General features: G+C 72.9%; 16 protein-coding genes and 1 pseudogene. 9 read left to right on the top strand and 8 right to left on the bottom strand.

Annotated features, from left to right (window positions below; translation table 11 throughout):
• Window positions 1-52 precede the first annotated feature (52 nt).
• Both NAG42_RS27235 and NAG42_RS27230 read left to right on the top strand, forming a co-directional pair.
• On the top strand, window positions 53-829 hold the full coding sequence (locus tag NAG42_RS27235; RefSeq protein WP_250034428.1) for an inositol monophosphatase family protein: 777 nt from the start codon (window positions 53-55) through the stop codon (window positions 827-829).
• A gap of 122 nt (window positions 830-951) precedes the next feature.
• A complete protein-coding gene (locus tag NAG42_RS27230) occupies window positions 952-1,755 on the top strand; it encodes a SigB/SigF/SigG family RNA polymerase sigma factor (RefSeq protein ID WP_250034426.1) in 804 nt (267 codons plus the stop codon).
• Window positions 1,756-1,796: 41 nt separating this feature from the next.
• Here NAG42_RS27230 and NAG42_RS27225 read toward each other — a convergent pair whose 3' ends face one another.
• Window positions 1,797-2,165 carry an ATP-binding protein gene (locus NAG42_RS27225; protein WP_250034424.1) on the bottom strand — a complete coding sequence of 123 codons (369 nt, stop codon included), beginning with the start codon at window positions 2,163-2,165 and terminating at the stop codon, window positions 1,797-1,799.
• Window positions 2,166-2,450: 285 nt separating this feature from the next.
• Between NAG42_RS27225 and NAG42_RS27220 the strand changes: the two genes are divergently transcribed.
• Complete coding sequence (locus NAG42_RS27220) at window positions 2,451-2,873, top strand: DoxX family protein (RefSeq protein ID WP_250034422.1); 423 nt, start codon at window positions 2,451-2,453, stop codon at window positions 2,871-2,873.
• A gap of 237 nt (window positions 2,874-3,110) precedes the next feature.
• Here NAG42_RS27220 and NAG42_RS27215 read toward each other — a convergent pair whose 3' ends face one another.
• Together NAG42_RS27215 and NAG42_RS27210 are read right to left on the bottom strand one after the other, a co-directional pair.
• Window positions 3,111-4,904, bottom strand: a complete 1,794-nt coding sequence (locus tag NAG42_RS27215; RefSeq protein WP_250034420.1) for a sensor histidine kinase — start codon at window positions 4,902-4,904, stop codon at window positions 3,111-3,113.
• Window positions 4,901-5,590 carry a response regulator transcription factor gene (locus tag NAG42_RS27210; protein ID WP_250034418.1) on the bottom strand — a complete coding sequence of 230 codons (690 nt, stop codon included), beginning with the start codon at window positions 5,588-5,590 and terminating at the stop codon, window positions 4,901-4,903. The genes NAG42_RS27215 and NAG42_RS27210 overlap by 4 nt, the downstream gene beginning before the upstream one ends.
• 91 nt (window positions 5,591-5,681) lie before the next feature.
• Between NAG42_RS27210 and NAG42_RS27205 the strand changes: the two genes are divergently transcribed.
• The 3 genes from NAG42_RS27205 (at window position 5,682) to NAG42_RS27195 (ending at window position 8,705) form a co-directional block, all read left to right on the top strand.
• On the top strand, window positions 5,682-6,737 hold the full coding sequence (locus NAG42_RS27205; RefSeq protein ID WP_250034417.1) for an efflux RND transporter periplasmic adaptor subunit: 1,056 nt from the start codon (window positions 5,682-5,684) through the stop codon (window positions 6,735-6,737).
• 139 nt (window positions 6,738-6,876) lie between these two features.
• Window positions 6,877-7,530: an ABC transporter ATP-binding protein gene (locus tag NAG42_RS27200; protein ID WP_284045982.1), complete on the top strand. Its 654-nt coding sequence runs from the start codon at window positions 6,877-6,879 to the stop codon at window positions 7,528-7,530.
• Entirely contained in the window at window positions 7,527-8,705 is a 1,179-nt protein-coding gene (locus NAG42_RS27195; protein WP_250034415.1) for an ABC transporter permease, read from the top strand. The genes NAG42_RS27200 and NAG42_RS27195 overlap by 4 nt, the downstream gene beginning before the upstream one ends.
• A 7-nt stretch (window positions 8,706-8,712) precedes the next feature.
• On the opposite strand, the gene NAG42_RS27190 is transcribed toward NAG42_RS27195, so the two are convergent.
• The 4 genes from NAG42_RS27190 to NAG42_RS27175 all read right to left on the bottom strand — a co-directional run bounded on the left by NAG42_RS27190 (window position 8,713) and on the right by NAG42_RS27175 (window position 12,048).
• The gene (locus NAG42_RS27190) at window positions 8,713-9,261 is read right to left on the bottom strand and encodes a hypothetical protein (RefSeq protein WP_250034413.1); all 549 of its coding nucleotides are present in this window, start codon (window positions 9,259-9,261) and stop codon (window positions 8,713-8,715) included.
• A gap of 89 nt (window positions 9,262-9,350) precedes the next feature.
• On the bottom strand, window positions 9,351-9,899 hold the full coding sequence (locus tag NAG42_RS27185; RefSeq protein ID WP_250034411.1) for a hypothetical protein: 549 nt from the start codon (window positions 9,897-9,899) through the stop codon (window positions 9,351-9,353).
• A gap of 60 nt (window positions 9,900-9,959) precedes the next feature.
• On the bottom strand, window positions 9,960-11,273 hold the full coding sequence (locus tag NAG42_RS27180) for a GH1 family beta-glucosidase (RefSeq protein ID WP_250034409.1): 1,314 nt from the start codon (window positions 11,271-11,273) through the stop codon (window positions 9,960-9,962).
• A gap of 13 nt (window positions 11,274-11,286) precedes the next feature.
• The gene (locus tag NAG42_RS27175; RefSeq protein ID WP_250034408.1) at window positions 11,287-12,048 is read right to left on the bottom strand and encodes an SDR family NAD(P)-dependent oxidoreductase; all 762 of its coding nucleotides are present in this window, start codon (window positions 12,046-12,048) and stop codon (window positions 11,287-11,289) included.
• 180 nt (window positions 12,049-12,228) lie between these two features.
• Here NAG42_RS27175 and NAG42_RS27170 point away from each other — a divergent pair.
• From NAG42_RS27170 to NAG42_RS27160, 3 genes and pseudogenes are all read left to right on the top strand, one after another.
• A pseudogene (locus tag NAG42_RS27170) lies at window positions 12,229-12,723 on the top strand (MmyB family transcriptional regulator); the annotation flags it as partial.
• Window positions 12,724-12,742: 19 nt separating this feature from the next.
• Window positions 12,743-13,105, top strand: a complete 363-nt coding sequence (locus NAG42_RS27165) for a nuclear transport factor 2 family protein (RefSeq protein WP_250034406.1) — start codon at window positions 12,743-12,745, stop codon at window positions 13,103-13,105.
• 1 nt (window position 13,106) lies between these two features.
• Window positions 13,107-14,426 (top strand): serine hydrolase domain-containing protein, encoded by a 1,320-nt coding sequence (locus NAG42_RS27160; RefSeq protein WP_250034404.1) that lies wholly within the window; start codon window positions 13,107-13,109, stop codon window positions 14,424-14,426.
• On the opposite strand, the gene NAG42_RS27155 is transcribed toward NAG42_RS27160, so the two are convergent.
• Window positions 14,423-15,526: a DNA alkylation repair protein gene (locus NAG42_RS27155; RefSeq protein WP_250034402.1), complete on the bottom strand. Its 1,104-nt coding sequence runs from the start codon at window positions 15,524-15,526 to the stop codon at window positions 14,423-14,425. The two genes, NAG42_RS27160 and NAG42_RS27155, sit on opposite strands and share 4 nt — an antisense overlap.
• Window positions 15,527-15,547 lie beyond the last annotated feature (21 nt).

Here is a 15,547-nt window from a genome sequence, read left to right as displayed (position 1 = left end):
GAGCACCCGCCGGGCGCGACTGTGTCACCGGCTCTGGGCTAGCGTGGCCGGGGTGGATCGAGACCTTCTTGCCGTACGCGACCTCGCCTCCGACCTGGCCGTCCGGGCCGGCCGGCTGCAGATCGAGCGCCGCGACACCCTGCGCGTCGGCGCCCCCAAGGCACACGCCAACGACGTCGTCTCCGACGTCGACATCGCCAGTGAGCGGCTCATCGCCGACGCCGTCCACGCCGCCTACGGCGACGACGCGATGCAGGCCGAGGAGGGCAGCGGCCGGGCCGGCACGAGCGGCTGGACGTGGGTCGTCGACCCGCTCGACGGGACCCGCAACTACATCAGCCGTACGGGTCCCTGGTCGGTCTGCATCGCGCTCTACCAAGGTGACCAGCCCCGGGTGGCGGTCGTGCACGAGCCGGTGGCCGACGAGACGTTCAGCGCGATCGACGGCGGCGGGGCCTTTCTGAACGGTGAGCGGCTCACCGTTTCGGGCGGGCCCTCGCTGGACAAAGCTCTGGTCGGGGTCAGTTTCCAGCCCAACCCGCGGACCAAGGAGCGCGCGGGCCGGGTGATCCGCGAGCTGCTCCCGGTGTCGGGCGACATCCGGCGGCTCCCGGCGGCGCTCACCCTGGTCTACCTGGCCGCCGGCCGGCTGGACGGCGGCCTGGCCCTCGACACGAACCTGTGGGACATCGCCGCCGGGGCCCTGGTCGCCCGCGAGGCCGGGGTGATCCTCGGCGGGCCGGCGGACGAGTTCACCACCGAGCTCACCATCGGGGCCGCCCCGGAGCTGTGGCCGGCGCTGTCGAAACTGGTTCGAGCGGCCGCCTGATCAACCTTTCGGATGATCTAAGTTGGCTGAATGTTGGCATTCCCCACCTGTTCGGGTGAGTTTGGGGATATGTGGCCCGCGGGCATGACAGGCGGGCCATCCGTTCCGAAGGAGCCTCGTACATGAGCGTCGTCACCGCATCGCCCCGCACCGCCGGCACCGGCACGGTCGACTCGACCAGCACCGACACCGCCAGTGAGCTGATCGCGGCGATGGCTGCGCTGCCCACCGGGCACCCGTCGCGGCCGGCTCTGCGCGACCGTGCGATCGAGGCGTGGCTGCCGATGGCCCGGCACCTCGCCCAGCGCTACGCCGGGCGCGGCGAACCGGCCGACGACCTGTTCCAGGTGGCCGTGGTCGGCCTGATCAAGTCGGTCGACCGGTTCGAGGCCGACCGCGGCGTCGACTTCGCCGGGTACGCCATCCCTACCATCGTCGGCGAGATCAAGCGCCACTTCCGCGACCGCACCTGGTCCATCCGGGTGCCGCGCCGCCTGCAGGAGCTGCGCCTGGCCATCACCGCCGCCAACGCGGCGCTGAGCCACCAGCTCGGCCGGTCGGCGACCGTGGCCGACATCGCCGTCCACCTCGGGATCACCGAGGAAGAGGTGCTGGAAGGCCTGGAGGGCGCCCGCGCCTACAACGCCACGAGCCTGTCCACCCCGGTCAGCGCGGACGGCAACACCGAGCTCGGCGAGACCCTGGGCGGCGAGGACCGGGAGTTCGAGATCGCCGAGTTCCGGGCCTCGCTGAGCCCGGCCCTGGCCACCCTCGACGAGCGTGAGCAGCGGATCGTGCACCTGCGCTTCTATGGCAACCTGACCCAGAGCCAGATCGCCGAGCAGGTCGGGATCTCCCAGATGCACGTCTCGCGGCTGCTCACCAAGGCGCTGGCCAAGCTGCGCGGGCAGCTCGGCGAGGACTGAGACCGGCTCGGCACCGCCTCCGCGCCGGCCTTCGCGCCGCGTCAGGTCAGCGGCACCTCGGCCCAGACGACCTTGCCGCCGTCGAGCCGGCTGCTGCCCCACGCACGGGTCATCGCGGCGACCAGCAGCATCCCGCGGCCGCCGATGCGGCGCGGGTCCGGCGCGTACTGCCGGGGCAGCACCGGGCTGGAGTCGGCCACCTCGATACGAACGGCATCATCGCGACGGCGGAGAACCAGTTCTCCGCCGTCGCCGGTGTGTTGCATGACGTTCTCGACCAGCTCGGTGATCACCAGAAGGACGTCCTCGACCAGGTCGGGGCTGTGCAGTGGGCTCAGAGCCCGGCGAGCGTCCCCGCGCAGGGAGCCGAGATCGGTGCTGTCGGTGAACGGAACCCGCAGCGAATCCATGGCTGCTCTCTCTACCCGGTCACACGCCGCTTACGCACCGCGCCCGGGTGAGCGCCCGCGAAGACCCGCGCTGACCGGCCGCAGAAGCCTCCGTGACGGCCGTTGCAGCCTCCGTCACCGGCCGCGGCCGGTCAGCGGCGAAGACCGACCGCGGCCCGCCCCCGATATCAGCGTGATCGACATTTTGGCGTTCGCTGACGGCGGGGCGATGAGTTCGGCTGGGCTCGCTGGTCTGGTGAAGGCATTCGTTTCCCGCGGCTGCACTCGACGAGCGAAGGACACGCCATGACTGCCATCGACACCGCGTCCGCACCGGTCGCGCCCGCGCTGAACCGCACACTGTGGGTGCTCCAGATCCTGATCGGGGTCTTCCTGATCGTCGGCTCGGCGGCGCCGAAGCTGTTCGGTGAAGCGAACGCGGTGCAGATTTTCGAGGACATGGGGGCCGCGCCCTGGTTCCGCTACTTCATCGGGGTGGTGGAGCTGGCCGGTGGGATCGGGCTGCTCGTGCCGCGCCTGGCCGGGGCGGCCGCGGTGGGTCTGGCGCTGCTGATGGTGGGAGCCGCGATCACCCAGGCGTTCATCCTGGACGGCGGCGCGCTGGTGGTCACGCCCGTGCTGCTGTTCGCGCTGGTCGCCTTCATCGCGTGGGGGCGCCGCGCCTCGATCCGCCGGCTCGTCCGCGCTGACCAGCCCGTCCCGCGCTGAGCCGCCCTCCACGCGCTGACCGCCCGTCCGCCGCTGAACCGGCCCTCCGCGCGCTGACCGGCCCGCCCGCCGCTGAACCGGCCCTCCGCGCGCTGACCGGCCCGCCCGCCGCTGAACCGGCCCTCCGCGCGCTGACCGGCCCGCCCGCCGCTGAACCGGCCCTCCGCGCGCTGACCGGCCCGCCCGCCGCTGAACCGGCCCTCCGCGCGCTGAAGTGCTGCGACCGGGCGTGGCGGGTCACGGCAGGTGGAGGGTGAAGACTGTGCCGGCGCCGGGGGTGCTCTGCGCGGTCAGGGTGCCGCCGTGGGCCTCGGCCAGTTTGCGGGCGATCGGCAGGCCGAGGCCGCTGCCACCGGTGGCCCGGCTGCGGGACTCGTCGGCTCGCCAGAAGCGGTCGAAGATCTTGGGCAGGTGGCCGGGGGCGATGCCGACGCCGGTGTCGCGGACGGTGACCGTCGTGTCGTGGGCCTCGACCGTCACCGTGCCGCCGGACGGGGTGTAGCGGATCGCGTTGGACACCAGGTTGCCGATGAGCTGACGCAGGCGTACGGGATCGGCGGTGACCACCGGGTCGCCCTCGACCGCGATCGTCAGCCGGACCCCGGCGGTCTCCGCGGCCGCCCGGTGGCTGTCCACGACCTGGGTCAGCAGGTCTGGCAGCGGGGTTGGCGAAGGGTGCACCCGCAGTGTGCCGGCGTCGGCCGCGGACAGGTCGCTCAGGTCGTCGATGATGTGCTGGAGCAGCACCGCCTCCTCGTGCAGCAGGGACAGCAGCTGGGCGTCGGTCGGAGCCAGGTCGTCCTGGGCCGCTTCCAGCCAGCTCCGGATATTGGTCAGTGGGGTGCGCAGCTCGTGCGCCACGTCGCTGACCATCGCCCGCCGCTGGGTCTCCGCTTGCTCGCGGCGCTCGGCCGAGTCGTTGAGGGCCCGGGCCAGGCGGCCGATCTCGTCGTGGCCCGACACCGGCGCCGGGGTCTGCCGGTCGGCCGCCTCGGTGAGCGCGCGCAACGGGCGGACCAGGCGCCGCCCGACGAGCACGGTGACGACGATGGTGACCAGCAGCACCGCGCCCGTGGTGGTCGCGATCCGGGTCGTGTTCTCGCGGGACAGCGTGAAGCGGGTCTCGTCGGCCCCCAGCCTCGGGTCGGTGACGAAGAGCAGGGCGGGCGGGGCGACGTACTCCTGAAGCATGGCCCGGCGCGACTTCTCGACGCAGCCGCGGACGCGGACGGCCCCCGCGACGTTGGTCGGCTCGAACAGGGCCAGCATGGGGGTGACCTGCTCACTGACCCGTTCCTCGGCGACGCCGGTCTTGCCCAGCACGAAGGAGAAGTCGGGGGCGACCAGCACCTCGAAGGTCGACGGCATCGTGAGGCAGCGCGTCGTCGACCGGCTCAACGTGCGCAGGGCTTTCGCCTCGGAGGCCGTCCTCAGGTCGTTCAAGCGGTAGAGGCAGCCGGCTGCCTCCGGGGCGGCGCTGCTGAGCCTGACCGTGGGCCGGCCGCTCGGCAACTGCTCGACGGTGCCCTGCGCGCCGGTCTTGCGGACACAGGACAGTACATCGGCCGCCGCTCTCTGCAGCAGCGGGCGTTCGGCCGCCGGCACCCGGAACGGTCCGGCCGCCCGCGGGTCGATCCGTTCGTCGCCCCCGACCAGGCCGAGATCCAGGTTGAGCGGGTCGATCAGGGCGGACGGGCGAGCCGTACGCAGGGAGGGCCCACCCCCGGAGTCGGCGATCACCGTCCGGTCCTGGGTCATCAGCGTGATCCGGCGACCCAGCTTGGCCGCTCGAGCGTCGATCAGGGTGGTGGCGCCGGACCAGTCGCCGTGCATGGCCGCGTAGCCCACCAGCAGGTCGTAGACGCCCTTCTCCTCGGTCAGCGACCGGCCCTGCTCCTGGGTGATCGCCCGGGTGGCCGTCCGGGTGGCCAGCCAGGCGGTCGCGGCGATGGCGGCCACCGCGATCAGCACCGAGGTGACCAGCAGCCGGGTCACCAGGCTGTGCCGCAGCGGCACCCGGGCCGCGCTCACGGCGTGCCGGCGGAGAGCTTGTAGCCCACCCCGTAGACGGTGACCAGCTGGCTCGGCCGCTGCGGGTCGGTCTCGATCTTGCGGCGCAGGTTGACCACGTGCATGTCGATGGTCCGCTCGGTCGAGCTGCGGTCGATGCCGCGGGTGTGGTGCAGCAGCTGGGCCCGGGTGAACACCCGTTCCGGCTGACCGGCCATGGCGGCCAGGATCGCGAACTCGCCGCGGGTGCACTCGACCGGCACCCCGTCGACGCTCAGCCGGTGACGGACCGGGTCGATCAGCAGCCGGCCGACCGGGCGGGGGCCGGGCTCGGGCGCGGCCCGGGTGGAGCGCCGCAGCAGCGTCCGGACCCGGGCCATCAGCTCCCGCGGGCTGTACGGCTTGGTCAGGTAGTCGTCCGCGCCGAGCTCCAGCCCGAGCAGCAGGTCGTCCTCGGTGGCCCGGGCGGTCAGCATCAGCACCAGCACGTCCGACTCCTCCCGCAGCGTCCGGCACACCCGCAGACCGTCCAGGCCCGGCATCATCACGTCGAGGACGATCAGGCCGGGCTGCCACCGCCGGGCCTCGTCGAGCGCGGTCCGCCCGTCGTGCACGACCACCGTCTCGTGCCCCTCGGCGGCCAGGTAGCGCCGCACCACCTCGGCCTGGCGGGGGTCGTCCTCGGCAACCAGGACCTTCGCACACATGGCGGCGATGATAGGCGGGCCGGGAAAGGCCGGGCTCCGATGCCGCCAGACCTGACAGGATCCTGACGATCAACGGACACGCTGCTCGACCATGCCCCGCAAAACCACCATGGGTGCCGTGCTCGTCGTCGTCCTGGCGGCCGCGGCGGCTCTCGTCCTGACCCACGAGTGGCGGCCCGCCGCGAAGCCGGTGGCGGTCGAGGAGACGCCCCAGGCCGCCACCGTGAAGCTCGAGCGCCGGGACCTGTCGACCACGACCTCGCTGCCGGGGCAGATCGGCTACGGCTCGGCCCGTCCCCTGGCCGGCCACACCACGGCCACGGTGACGTGGCTGCCCGCGGTGGGCAGCACGGTCCGGCGCGGGCGTCAGTTGTTCCGGGCCGACGACGAGCCGGTCGTGCTGTTCTACGGCGGGATGCCGCTCTACCGGCCGATCGCCACGGCCGGCCTGTCCGGGCGGGACGTGCGGATCGTCGCCGACAACCTGCGGGCGCTGGGATACCGGGTCGGCCGCCGGCCCGCGAACACCCCGGCCGGCGAGAGCGTGCTCACCCCGGGCCTGGTCGCGGCGATCAAGCGGTGGCAGCGCGACCTCGGCCGCCCGGTCACCGGGGGGATCGCCGTGGGCGACCTCGAGGTGCTGCCGGGCGCGGTGCGGGTGGAGTCGCTGGCCGTGCAGCCCGGCGCGACGGCCGACGCGCCGCTGATGTCGGTCACCTCGACCCGCAAGGTGATCACCGTGCCGGCCGAGCCGGCCGACGCGGCGAAGATCACGAAGGGGCTCCGGGTGACCGTCACGCTGCCCGGCGACAAGACCGTCCCGGCCCGGGTCAGCGCGGTCGGCCGCACCCTGGCCGCGGCGGGCGAGGGCGAGGAGCAGCGGCTGACGGTCTCGGTGGCCGTGGGCAACCCGGCGAGCATCGCCCGGCTCGACTCGGCCGAGGTCAAGGTCAACTTCCCCGGCCGTACGGTGAAAAAGGTTCTCGCCGCGCCGATCGAGGCACTGGTCGCGCTGACGGAGGGCGGTTATGCCGTGCAGGGGCCGGCCGGGCTGGTCGCCGTCAAGACCGGAATGTTCGCCGAGGGATGGGTCCAGGTCACCGGTGACGGGCTGGCCGAGGGCCTGGACGTGGTGGTGGCCTCATGATCGGCGCCGGGCTTCGGAGCTGCGGCGGCGCGCTTCGGAGCTGCGGCGGTGTGCTTCGGCGCTGCGGCGGTGTGCTTCGGCGCTGCGGCGGCGGGGTGGTCTCGTGACGGCGCCGGTGCTGTCGGTCCGGGACGCGAGCATGGTCTATCCGGGCGGGGTGACCGCGCTGGACCGGGTGAGCCTGGACATCGCGGCGGGCGAGCTGGTGGCCATCGTCGGGCCGTCCGGGTCGGGCAAGTCGACGCTGCTGCACATCGTCGGCACGCTCGACAAGCCCACCTCGGGCACGGTCCTGATCTCCGGCCGGGACGTCGCCACGATGCGCGATCGTCACCTGTCGTCCCTGCGGGCCCGCGAGATCGGCTTCGTGTTCCAGCAGTTCCACCTGACCGACGGGCTGAGCGCCGCCGACAACGTGGCCACCGGCCTGCTGTACGCCGGGGTCCCGCGCCGCCACCGCCGGGAGCGGGCCCGGCACGCGCTCGACCGGGTCGGCCTGGCCCACCGCGCGTCCCACCGCCCGCAGCAGCTCTCCGGCGGCGAGCGCCAGCGGGTGGCGATCGCCCGGGCGCTGGTCAACCGCCCGTCCCTGGTGCTGGCCGACGAACCCACCGGCGCGCTCGACACCGCCACCGGCCACGCGGTCCTGGATCTGCTGCGCCGCCTCAACGAGGAGGGCACCACCATCGCGCTGATCACCCACGACCGGGACATCGCCGCCTCGATGCCGCGCCGGATCGAGATCCGCGACGGTCGCCTGGTCCGGGACGAGATCGCGGAGGTGCGGCGGTGAGGGTGCTGGATCTGCTCGGGCTGGGCGTGATCGGGTTGCGGACCCGGCCGGGGCGGGCGGCGCTGTCCGGGCTGGGAATCGCCATCGGGATCGCCACGATGCTGGTGGTGACCGGCATTCCGGCGTCCAGCCAGGCGGCGCTGGTCGACGAGCTGAGCGCGCTGGGCACGAACTCGTTGCAGGCGGTGGCCCGGCAGGACGTCGAGCCGCCGGCCCGGCTGCCCGAGTCGGCGGCGGCCATGGCCCGCCGGATCGGCCCGGTCACGGCGGCCAGCGCGGTGGGCAACACCCATGCCCTCGTACGCCGCAACGACCACACCGCCCCGGACGACGGCCTGGGCCTGACCGTCCTGGCCAGCCGCCTCGACCTGCTGCCCACGATCGACGCCCGGGTCCGGGCGGGCCGGTGGCTGACCCCGGCCACCGAGCGCTTCCCGGCGGTGGTGCTCGGGTCGGTCGCCGCCACCCGCCTGGGCCTGACCGACCTGCCGCCGGGCGGCCCGACACCGCAGGTGATGATCGCCGACCGGCGGTTCGCCGTGGTCGGGATCCTGGCCACCACCCCGCTGTCGCCCGACGTCGACCGTTCGGTGCTGATCGGCTGGCCGGTCGCCCAAGCTCAGCTGGGCTTCGACGGCGGCCCCACCGTCCTCTATGTCCGGGCCGACGAGCCGCAGATCGAGGCGGTGCGGGCGGTCCTGGCCGAGACGGTGTCCCCGGAACGGCCGGGCGCGGTGGTGGTGACCCGGCCCTCGGACGCGCTGGCGGCCAAGCGGGCCACCGAGAGCAGCTTCTCGGTGCTGTTCCTGGCGCTGGCCGGGGTGGCCCTGGTGGTCGGCGGCATCGGGGTGGCCAACACGATGGTCGTCTCGGTGCTGGAGCGCCGCTCGGAGATCGGCCTGCGCCGTGCGCTGGGGGCCACCCGCGGGCAGATCCGCGGCCAGTTCCTCACCGAGTCGGTCGTGCTCGCGACGATCGGCGGCCTGGGCGGTACGACGCTGGGCCTGCTGGCCACGGTCGGCTACGCCCGCTGGCAGAGCTGGCCGCTGGTCGTGCCGGCCGAGGCGGCCCTGGCCGGGGTGGCCGGCGCCGTGGTCATCGGCGTCCTGGCCGGCGTCTACCCCTGCGTACGGGCCGCCCGCCTGACCCCCACCCAAGCCCTGGCCGCCGTCTGAACCGCCGCTATTTCGCGGCTGCGGCCTCGCGCTCGCAGTCCGGGGTGAGGTCGAGGAACTTGCGGACCACCGGCAGGTTCTGGTCGTCGGAGCCCAGCGACACGCTGACGCCGTCGTCGCCGACCGTCGCGTTCTTGATGCCCTTGCCCTTCAGGCATTTCACGACGGCGCGGGTGAAGTCGACGGCCTCCGGGTTGGCCGGGTCCTTCTCCCACGGCGGCAGCGGGTAATGAAGCGGCTCGCAGATCCGGTCGGCCGCCTCCCCCTGGGCGATGTCCTCGGGCGTCATGGCCTTCTTCCGGCCGCCGGTGGCCACCCGCACGGCGAGGACGCCCTTGTCGTCCATGCATTTGTAGTACGCCGTGAGCAACGCTTCGAACTCCTCGGGCGTGGTGTCGAGCCGCTCGCGGGGACGGTCGGGCTTCGCTTTCGCCGACGGTGACGCGGCAGCACTGGCCAGAGTGGCGACTTTCGCGCCCTCCTTCGCCGGTGACCCGCAACCCGGCAACACCGTCAGGGCGATGGTGGTGGCCAATAGAACGTGGCTTCTGCGCACGATCCCGTCCTCCTGTCCCGGCCCGGGACTGTCCCGGGCCGAGCGGTCAGCCTGGCGAGCCGACGTCAGGAACGTGTCAGACCGGGCTGTCAGCGGCGGGCGGCCACCTCGCGTTCGCACTCGGGGGCCAGTTCCATACCCCGGGTGATCGACCGGGAGTCGTTCTGGTCGCCGCCCAGGGCCACGCTCAGGCCGTCGTCGGAGACCGCCACGAACCTGATGCCGCGTTTTTTGAGACAGGCGACCACATCCCGGGCGAAGTCCCGCGCCTCCGGGTTGGCCGGGTCCTTCTCCCAGGGCGGCAGCGGCATGAACTGCGGCTCGCAGATCCGGTTGGCCGCCTCGGTCTTCGCGCTGTCGGCCTTCGACGCCGGTTTGGGCCGGCTGCCCGCGGCGCCGCCCTTGGTGTAGCCGCCCTGGTCTTCCATGCATTTGTTGTACGGCTCGAGCATGGCCTCGAACTCCTCGGGCGTGGTGTCGAGGCGTTCCCGCGGTCGCTGCGAGACCTTCGACGGCGAGGACGAGGGTGCCGTGCTGACCAGCGTGGCCACCCTGGAGCCCTCCCGTTTCGCCGGCGATCCGCATCCGGACAGCGCGATCGACGCGATCACGGTGGCCGCCAGCACTTCTCCGCGCATGAGGTTCCCTCCCCGCCCCAGGACGGTCCCGGGCCGAGCGGTCAGCCTCACGACACGACGTCAGGAACCTGTCAGGGCGGCGCGCAGCCAGTGGTAGGACGCCCTCGGCGTACGGGAAAGGTCTTGGAAATCGACGTGGACCAGGCCGAAGCGCTGGCTGTAACCCTCGGCCCACTCGAAGTTGTCGAGCAGGGACCAGACGAAATACCCGCGCACGTCGACGCCGGCGGTGATGGCGTCGTGCACCGCGCGCAGGTGGGCGTCGAGGTAGTCGATGCGGAACTGATCCTGGATGCCGGCCTCGGTGGAGCAGCCGTTCTCGGTGATGTAGACCGGCGGCAGCGCGTCGCCGTAGATCTCCCGCAGCCCGGTCAGCAGGTCGGTCAGGCCGGCCGGGACGACGGGCCAGCCGAAGGACGTGGTCGGGTAGCCCTCGATCTCCCGCAGCTCGAACGGCAGCGGCGAGTCGCCGGACGGGGCGCCGACCTGCGTGGGGTTGTAATAGTTGATGCCCAGCGCGTCGAGCGGCGTGCTGATCGTCTCGAGGTCGCCGTCACGGACCACGTCGCCCAGAGCTCCGGCCAGGAAGTCGGGGTAGGAGCCGAGCAGCACCGGGTCGTTGAAGAGCCGGTTGTGGAAGGCGTCGTAGACGGCGGCGGCGGTGACGTCACCCGCGTCCTCGCCGGCCGGCCAGACCGGTGTGCAGTTGTTGGTGATCATCACCTCGGTCGCGCCCGCGGCCCGCAACGCGCGGGTGGCCAGGCCGTGCGCCAGCAACTGGTGATGGGCGACCGGCAGGGCGTCGAGCAGCAGGGTGCGGCCCGGGGCATGCGTGCCGTAGGCATACCCCTGCGCCATGTGCACCACGGGCTCGTTCAGCGTGATCCACCGCCGGACGCGGTCACCGAGCCGGGTCACCACGTGCGACGTGTAGTCCGCGAAGTAGGAGGCGGTGTCCCGCGCCAGCCAGCCGCCCTTGTCCTCCAGCGCCTGCGGCAGATCCCAGTGGAACAGCGTCGGCAGGGGCACGATGCCCCGCTCGAGCAGCGCGTCGACCAACCGGTCGTAGAAGTCCAGACCCGCCTTGTCGGGCCGCCCCGACCCGGTCGGCTGCACCCGCGGCCAGGCGATCGAGAACCGGTAGGCCCCGACGCCCAAGTCGCCGAGCAGAGCGATGTCCTCGGGATAGCGGTGGTAGTGGTCGCACGCCACGTCGCCGGTGTCACCGTTGAGCGTCTTGCCGCCGGTGTGCGAGAACGTGTCCCAGATGGAGGGCCCGCGCCCGTCCTCGTGCACCGCCCCCTCGATCTGATAAGAGGCCGTCGAGCAGCCGAAGAGAAATCCGTCCGGGAACTGGGGCAGCGGATCCACCATGCCTCCGAGCTAATCAGGTGCCGGCGCCGCCGTCCACGCGCAGGACCGTGCCGGTCACAAAAGACGCGCGATCGCTGAGCAGCCACCCTGCGGCCTGGGCGATCTCGTCCGGCTCGGCCTGCCTGCGCAGTGGGGTGGCCGCCACCAGCCGCTCGACCAGCCCGGGTGAGCTCGCCTGCCAGGCCTCGATCATCTCGGTGCGGGTGTTGCCGGGGGCGACAGCGTTGACTCGGATGCCCTCGGGCCCGTAGGTGATGGCGGCCGACTCGGTGAGGCTGTTGACCGCGCGCTTCATCGCCCCGTACGCCGGCAGCTGGGGGTTGCCGCGCAGACTGCCCACGCTGGAGTTGTTGACGATCGCGCCGCGCCCGGCGGTGGCCCGGATGGCCGCCACCTGGGCCGACATGGCCAGCCAGACGCCCCTCAGGTTGACCTCGTAGAGCCGGTCGAAATCGTCCAGCTCGACCTCGCCCAGCGGCCCGGGCGGCGAGATGGTGGCCCCGTTGTTGAAGGCCACGTCGAGCCGCCCGAAGGCCGCGACCGCCCGGTCGACGGCCGCCCGCACACTCGCCGGGTCGGCCAGGTCGGCCGGCACGAACTCCGCGCGGCCACCCGCCGCCCGGATCTCCTCGGTCACCGCCTCGAGCTGGTCCTCGCTCCTCGCCGTCAGGAGCACCTGGGCGCCCTCGCGAGCGAAGAACCGCGCCGCCGCGGCCCCGATGCCGCGACCGGCACCGCTGACGAAGGCGACCTTGTCCTGCAGCAGATTTGTCATGCCCCGAGAGTGGCCGGGCCGGCCGGGCTGAGCCAGGGAGCGCCGGTACCTGGATAGCCCGGCCCGGTCCGGGGAGACTGATCGCCATGGACCGGCAGGAGCTGGCCGCTTTTCTGCGGTCGAGACGCGAGCGCATCACCCCGGTCGACGTGGGCCTGCCCGCCGCAGGCCGCCGCCACCGTCATCTCGGCCACCTTCGACGTCCTCGCGTGGAACGAGCTGGCCGCCGCCCTGCTGGAGGACTTCACGGCACTGCCCGTGCGCGAGCGCAATCTGGCCCGGCGGGCCTTCCTCGGGCCTGATCGGCACGGCCGGCTCCTCTACGGGGTCTCCGATCATCAGAACTTCGCGCGGCACTGCGCCCAGCGCCTGCGGGCGACGGCCGCGCGCTATCCCGATGACCTCGCCGTGACGTCGCTGATCCGGGAGTTGCAGGCCGGCAGCGAGCTGTTCCGCGAGCTGTGGGCGTCGCACGACGTGACCGACGAGTCCGTGCTGCGCAAGACGTTCCGGCATCCGGTGGTGGGCCCGATCACGGTGAACTGCGACGTGCTCGACATCACCGACCGCGACCAGCGCGTGGTGATCTACACCGCCGTCCCGGGCTCGGCCGATGAGCAGGCGCTGCGCCTGCTGTCCGTGGTCGGCACCCAGCGCCTGGACGTCGCCGGTTGAATCATGATCTGCTGGCCGGATGAGCCGTATCGCTGACCTCGCGCACCGCAATCTGCTGGGCGTTTTCGCCGAGCGCGACCCGCAGAAGCGTGCGGCCGTCGTCGCCGAGATCTATGCCGAGCGGGTGACGTTCGCCGACCCGGACGAGACGGTGGTGGGGCGCGACGCGCTCAACGAGAAAGCACAGCAGCTGCTCGATCGGGCGCCCGATTTTGTCTTCAGCCCGGCCGGTGAGGTCCGGGTCAGCGGCAACCTGGCCATGCTGGCCTGGCACCTGGGGCCGGCCGGGCAGCCGCCGGTGGCCAGCGGCCTGGACGTCTCGATCATCGAGAACGACCGGATCGTTCACCTCTACACGCTGCTCGACCCGCCGCCGGCCTGAGATGGATCTGCCCGAGCTGCTCGATGAGGCGGCCGCCCGGCATGACGTGACCGGGGCGGCGGTCGCGGTGGGCCACGGCGACACGCTGATCGAGGCGGCCACCGGGGTGCTCAACCGGGACACCGGCGTCGAGGCCACCCCCGACAGCGTGTTCCAGATCGGCTCGGTGGCCAAGGTCTGGACCGCCGCGCTGGTGATGCAGCTCGTCGACGAGGGCCTGGTCGAGCTCGACGAGCCGGTGCGGCGCTACCTGCCGACGTTCGGGGTGGTCGACCGCACGGCAAGCGAGACGGTGACCGTCCGCCAGCTGCTTCTGCACACCGGGGGCTTCGACGGCGACCTGTTCGAGGACACCGGCCGCGGTGACGACGCCCTCGATCGGTACGTGGCTCACCTGCGCGACCACGCGACCCAGGTGTCGCCGCCGGGGGCCCTCTACTCGTACAGCAACGCCGGTTTCGCCGTGCTCGGCGCCCTGGCCGCGCATCTGCGCGGCGGCACCTGGGAGTCGGTGCTGCGTGAGCGCCTGATCGAGCCGCTGGGCGCCCGCCACATGGCCCTGCTGGCCGAGGAGGCGATCCTGTTCCGGGCCGCGGCCGGTCACGTGGGTGGTGCGGTGGTGCGGCCGTGGCAGCTGCCCCGGTCCCTGGCGCCGGCCGGAACCACCGCCTGCGCCGCTCCCCGCGAGCTGGTCCGTTTCGGCCGGCTCTTCCTCGACGACGGGGCGGATCTGCTGTCGGCCGGGGCGGTCGCGGCCATGACGTCGGCCCAGCTCACCCTGCCCGGCGCCGGGGTGCCGGGCGGCGGCCGGCGTGGCCTGGGTTTCGAGATCTACGACTGGGACGGCGCCGCGGTCCACGGCCACGACGGCGACGTGATCGGCCAGGCCACGGTGTGGCGGGTGGTGCCCGGCCACCGCCTCGTTGTGGCGATCTGCTCGACCGGCGCCCGGTCGGTTGCCTTCTTCGACGAGGTGCTCACCACGGTCGTCCGGGAACTGACCGGTCTCACCGTGCCGGCCCGCCCGGTCCCGCCGGCCGGGCCGCACGAGCCCGGCCCGGCCCGGTTCGCCGGCCGCTACGGGTTCCCCCTGGGCACGTACGAGATAACCCCGACCGACGACGGCCTGGAGGTGACCGCCACGCCGCGGGGACCGGCCGCCGCCGCCGGCGAAAGCCCGTCCACCCGCCGCTACGTCGCCCTCGCGGGGACCACGTTCATCAGCACCGAGCCGTCCCAGGGCCGGTTCGACACGTTCACGATCCTGGACGACGGGCAGTATCTCTACGGTGGACGGCTGGCCCGCCGCCTCACGGCTTAGCTGAGCTCGAACGTCACGCTGTCGGTGGCGACACCGTTGACCTGCAACGCGATCGCGTGCGGGCCCGGGTAGTAGCGGCGGGTGGTGATCACCCGGAACTGGTGGGTGCGCCGCACCTCCAACCTCTGGCCCGGGGCGAGGGTCGCGGTCGTCAGCTTGAAGGTCTTGGCGGTCTGGGTGCCGTTCGCCTTCCGGTGGTGGACGACGTAGTCGATCGCCAGCCGGGCGGGCTCGTCGCCGGTGTTGCGGATGGCCGAGCGGAACTCGACGGCCTCGCCGATGGGTACCACCGTGCGGTCCAGCGAGACCTGGTCGATCTCCAGGGTGGTCGCGGCGGCGCTGAACCCCAGCAACGCCAGCGCTCCCGGGTCACCGCGTTTGATCAGCGTACGCAGGCTGCGGCGCACCATCGGGGCGGTGTTCCCGTCGGGGTCGGCCAACCAGCGGGTCGCGGTCTCGACGACCAGGGCCGGGTGATCGCGGCTGAGGTCGTTGAGGTGGTTGCCGACCGAGCGGCGGACATACTCGCTGGGGTCGCGGTAGAGCGCGTCCAGGATCGGCACGGTGACGCCCGGCCGGCGCAGGATCTCGGGCACCCGCACCGACCACGGCAGATAGGGCCGGGTGCCCTCCGAGGCCAACCGGCGTACGTCGGTGTCGCCCGACCGGGTCCACCCGAGCGCCGCCGCCAGCGCCCGGTCGAGGTCGTGCCGCAGCAGCGTCCGGATCGCGAACTCGGCGGTGAGCAGACCGGTGAGCTCGGCCAGCAGCGCCAGGGCGTCGTCGAACGCCTCGGGCCCGCCGTCGGCCACGGCCCGGCCGGCCACCGCGGCGGTGACCGGCCAGATCATCCACCCACCGAACTCCGGCGCACCGGCCCGGGCCGACCGCACCGTCCGGGCCAGCTCGGGATAGCCGCCCGGCAGGTCGGCCAGCAGGGCGTCGCGGAGCAGGTCGGCGCGTTCCCGCAGGGCCAGCCCGTCGAGCTGCCGGACGGCGGCCCGCAACGCCGTCAGGGGTTCGTCCGGCGCGGCCGGCTGGAGGGCTCGGGTGAGGCTCTCGGCCGTCCCGCGGCTGATGAGCTGATCGGCGAAGGGCATCGCACCATGCTGCCCGACGCG

The sequence above is a fragment of the Paractinoplanes maris genome, from assembly GCF_023544465.1.
Taxonomy (GTDB): domain Bacteria; phylum Actinomycetota; class Actinomycetes; order Mycobacteriales; family Micromonosporaceae; genus Actinoplanes; species Actinoplanes maris.
Note: the sequence above shows the minus strand (reverse complement) of the source record. Positions and strands in the feature narration are given on the sequence as shown.

Bases quoted from the DNA above. Each gene is read 5' to 3' on its own strand.
- NAG42_RS27225 (WP_250034424.1), bottom strand. From the start codon at position 2,165: ATGGATTCGCTGCGGGTTCCGTTCACCGACAGCACCGATCTCGGCTCC.
- NAG42_RS27210 (WP_250034418.1), bottom strand. From the start codon at position 5,590: ATGTGTGCGAAGGTCCTGGTTGCCGAGGACGACCCCCGCCAGGCCGAG.
- NAG42_RS27175 (WP_250034408.1), bottom strand. From the start codon at position 12,048: ATGACAAATCTGCTGCAGGACAAGGTCGCCTTCGTCAGCGGTGCCGGT.
- NAG42_RS27200 (WP_284045982.1), top strand. From the start codon at position 6,877: ATGGTCTATCCGGGCGGGGTGACCGCGCTGGACCGGGTGAGCCTGGAC.
- NAG42_RS27180 (WP_250034409.1), bottom strand. From the start codon at position 11,273: ATGGTGGATCCGCTGCCCCAGTTCCCGGACGGATTTCTCTTCGGCTGC.
- NAG42_RS27205 (WP_250034417.1), top strand. From the start codon at position 5,682: ATGCCCCGCAAAACCACCATGGGTGCCGTGCTCGTCGTCGTCCTGGCG.
- NAG42_RS27155 (WP_250034402.1), bottom strand. From the start codon at position 15,526: ATGCCCTTCGCCGATCAGCTCATCAGCCGCGGGACGGCCGAGAGCCTC.
- NAG42_RS27160 (WP_250034404.1), top strand. From the start codon at position 13,107: ATGGATCTGCCCGAGCTGCTCGATGAGGCGGCCGCCCGGCATGACGTG.
- NAG42_RS27185 (WP_250034411.1), bottom strand. From the start codon at position 9,899: ATGCGCGGAGAAGTGCTGGCGGCCACCGTGATCGCGTCGATCGCGCTG.
- NAG42_RS27165 (WP_250034406.1), top strand. From the start codon at position 12,743: ATGAGCCGTATCGCTGACCTCGCGCACCGCAATCTGCTGGGCGTTTTC.
- NAG42_RS27220 (WP_250034422.1), top strand. From the start codon at position 2,451: ATGACTGCCATCGACACCGCGTCCGCACCGGTCGCGCCCGCGCTGAAC.
- NAG42_RS27230 (WP_250034426.1), top strand. From the start codon at position 952: ATGAGCGTCGTCACCGCATCGCCCCGCACCGCCGGCACCGGCACGGTC.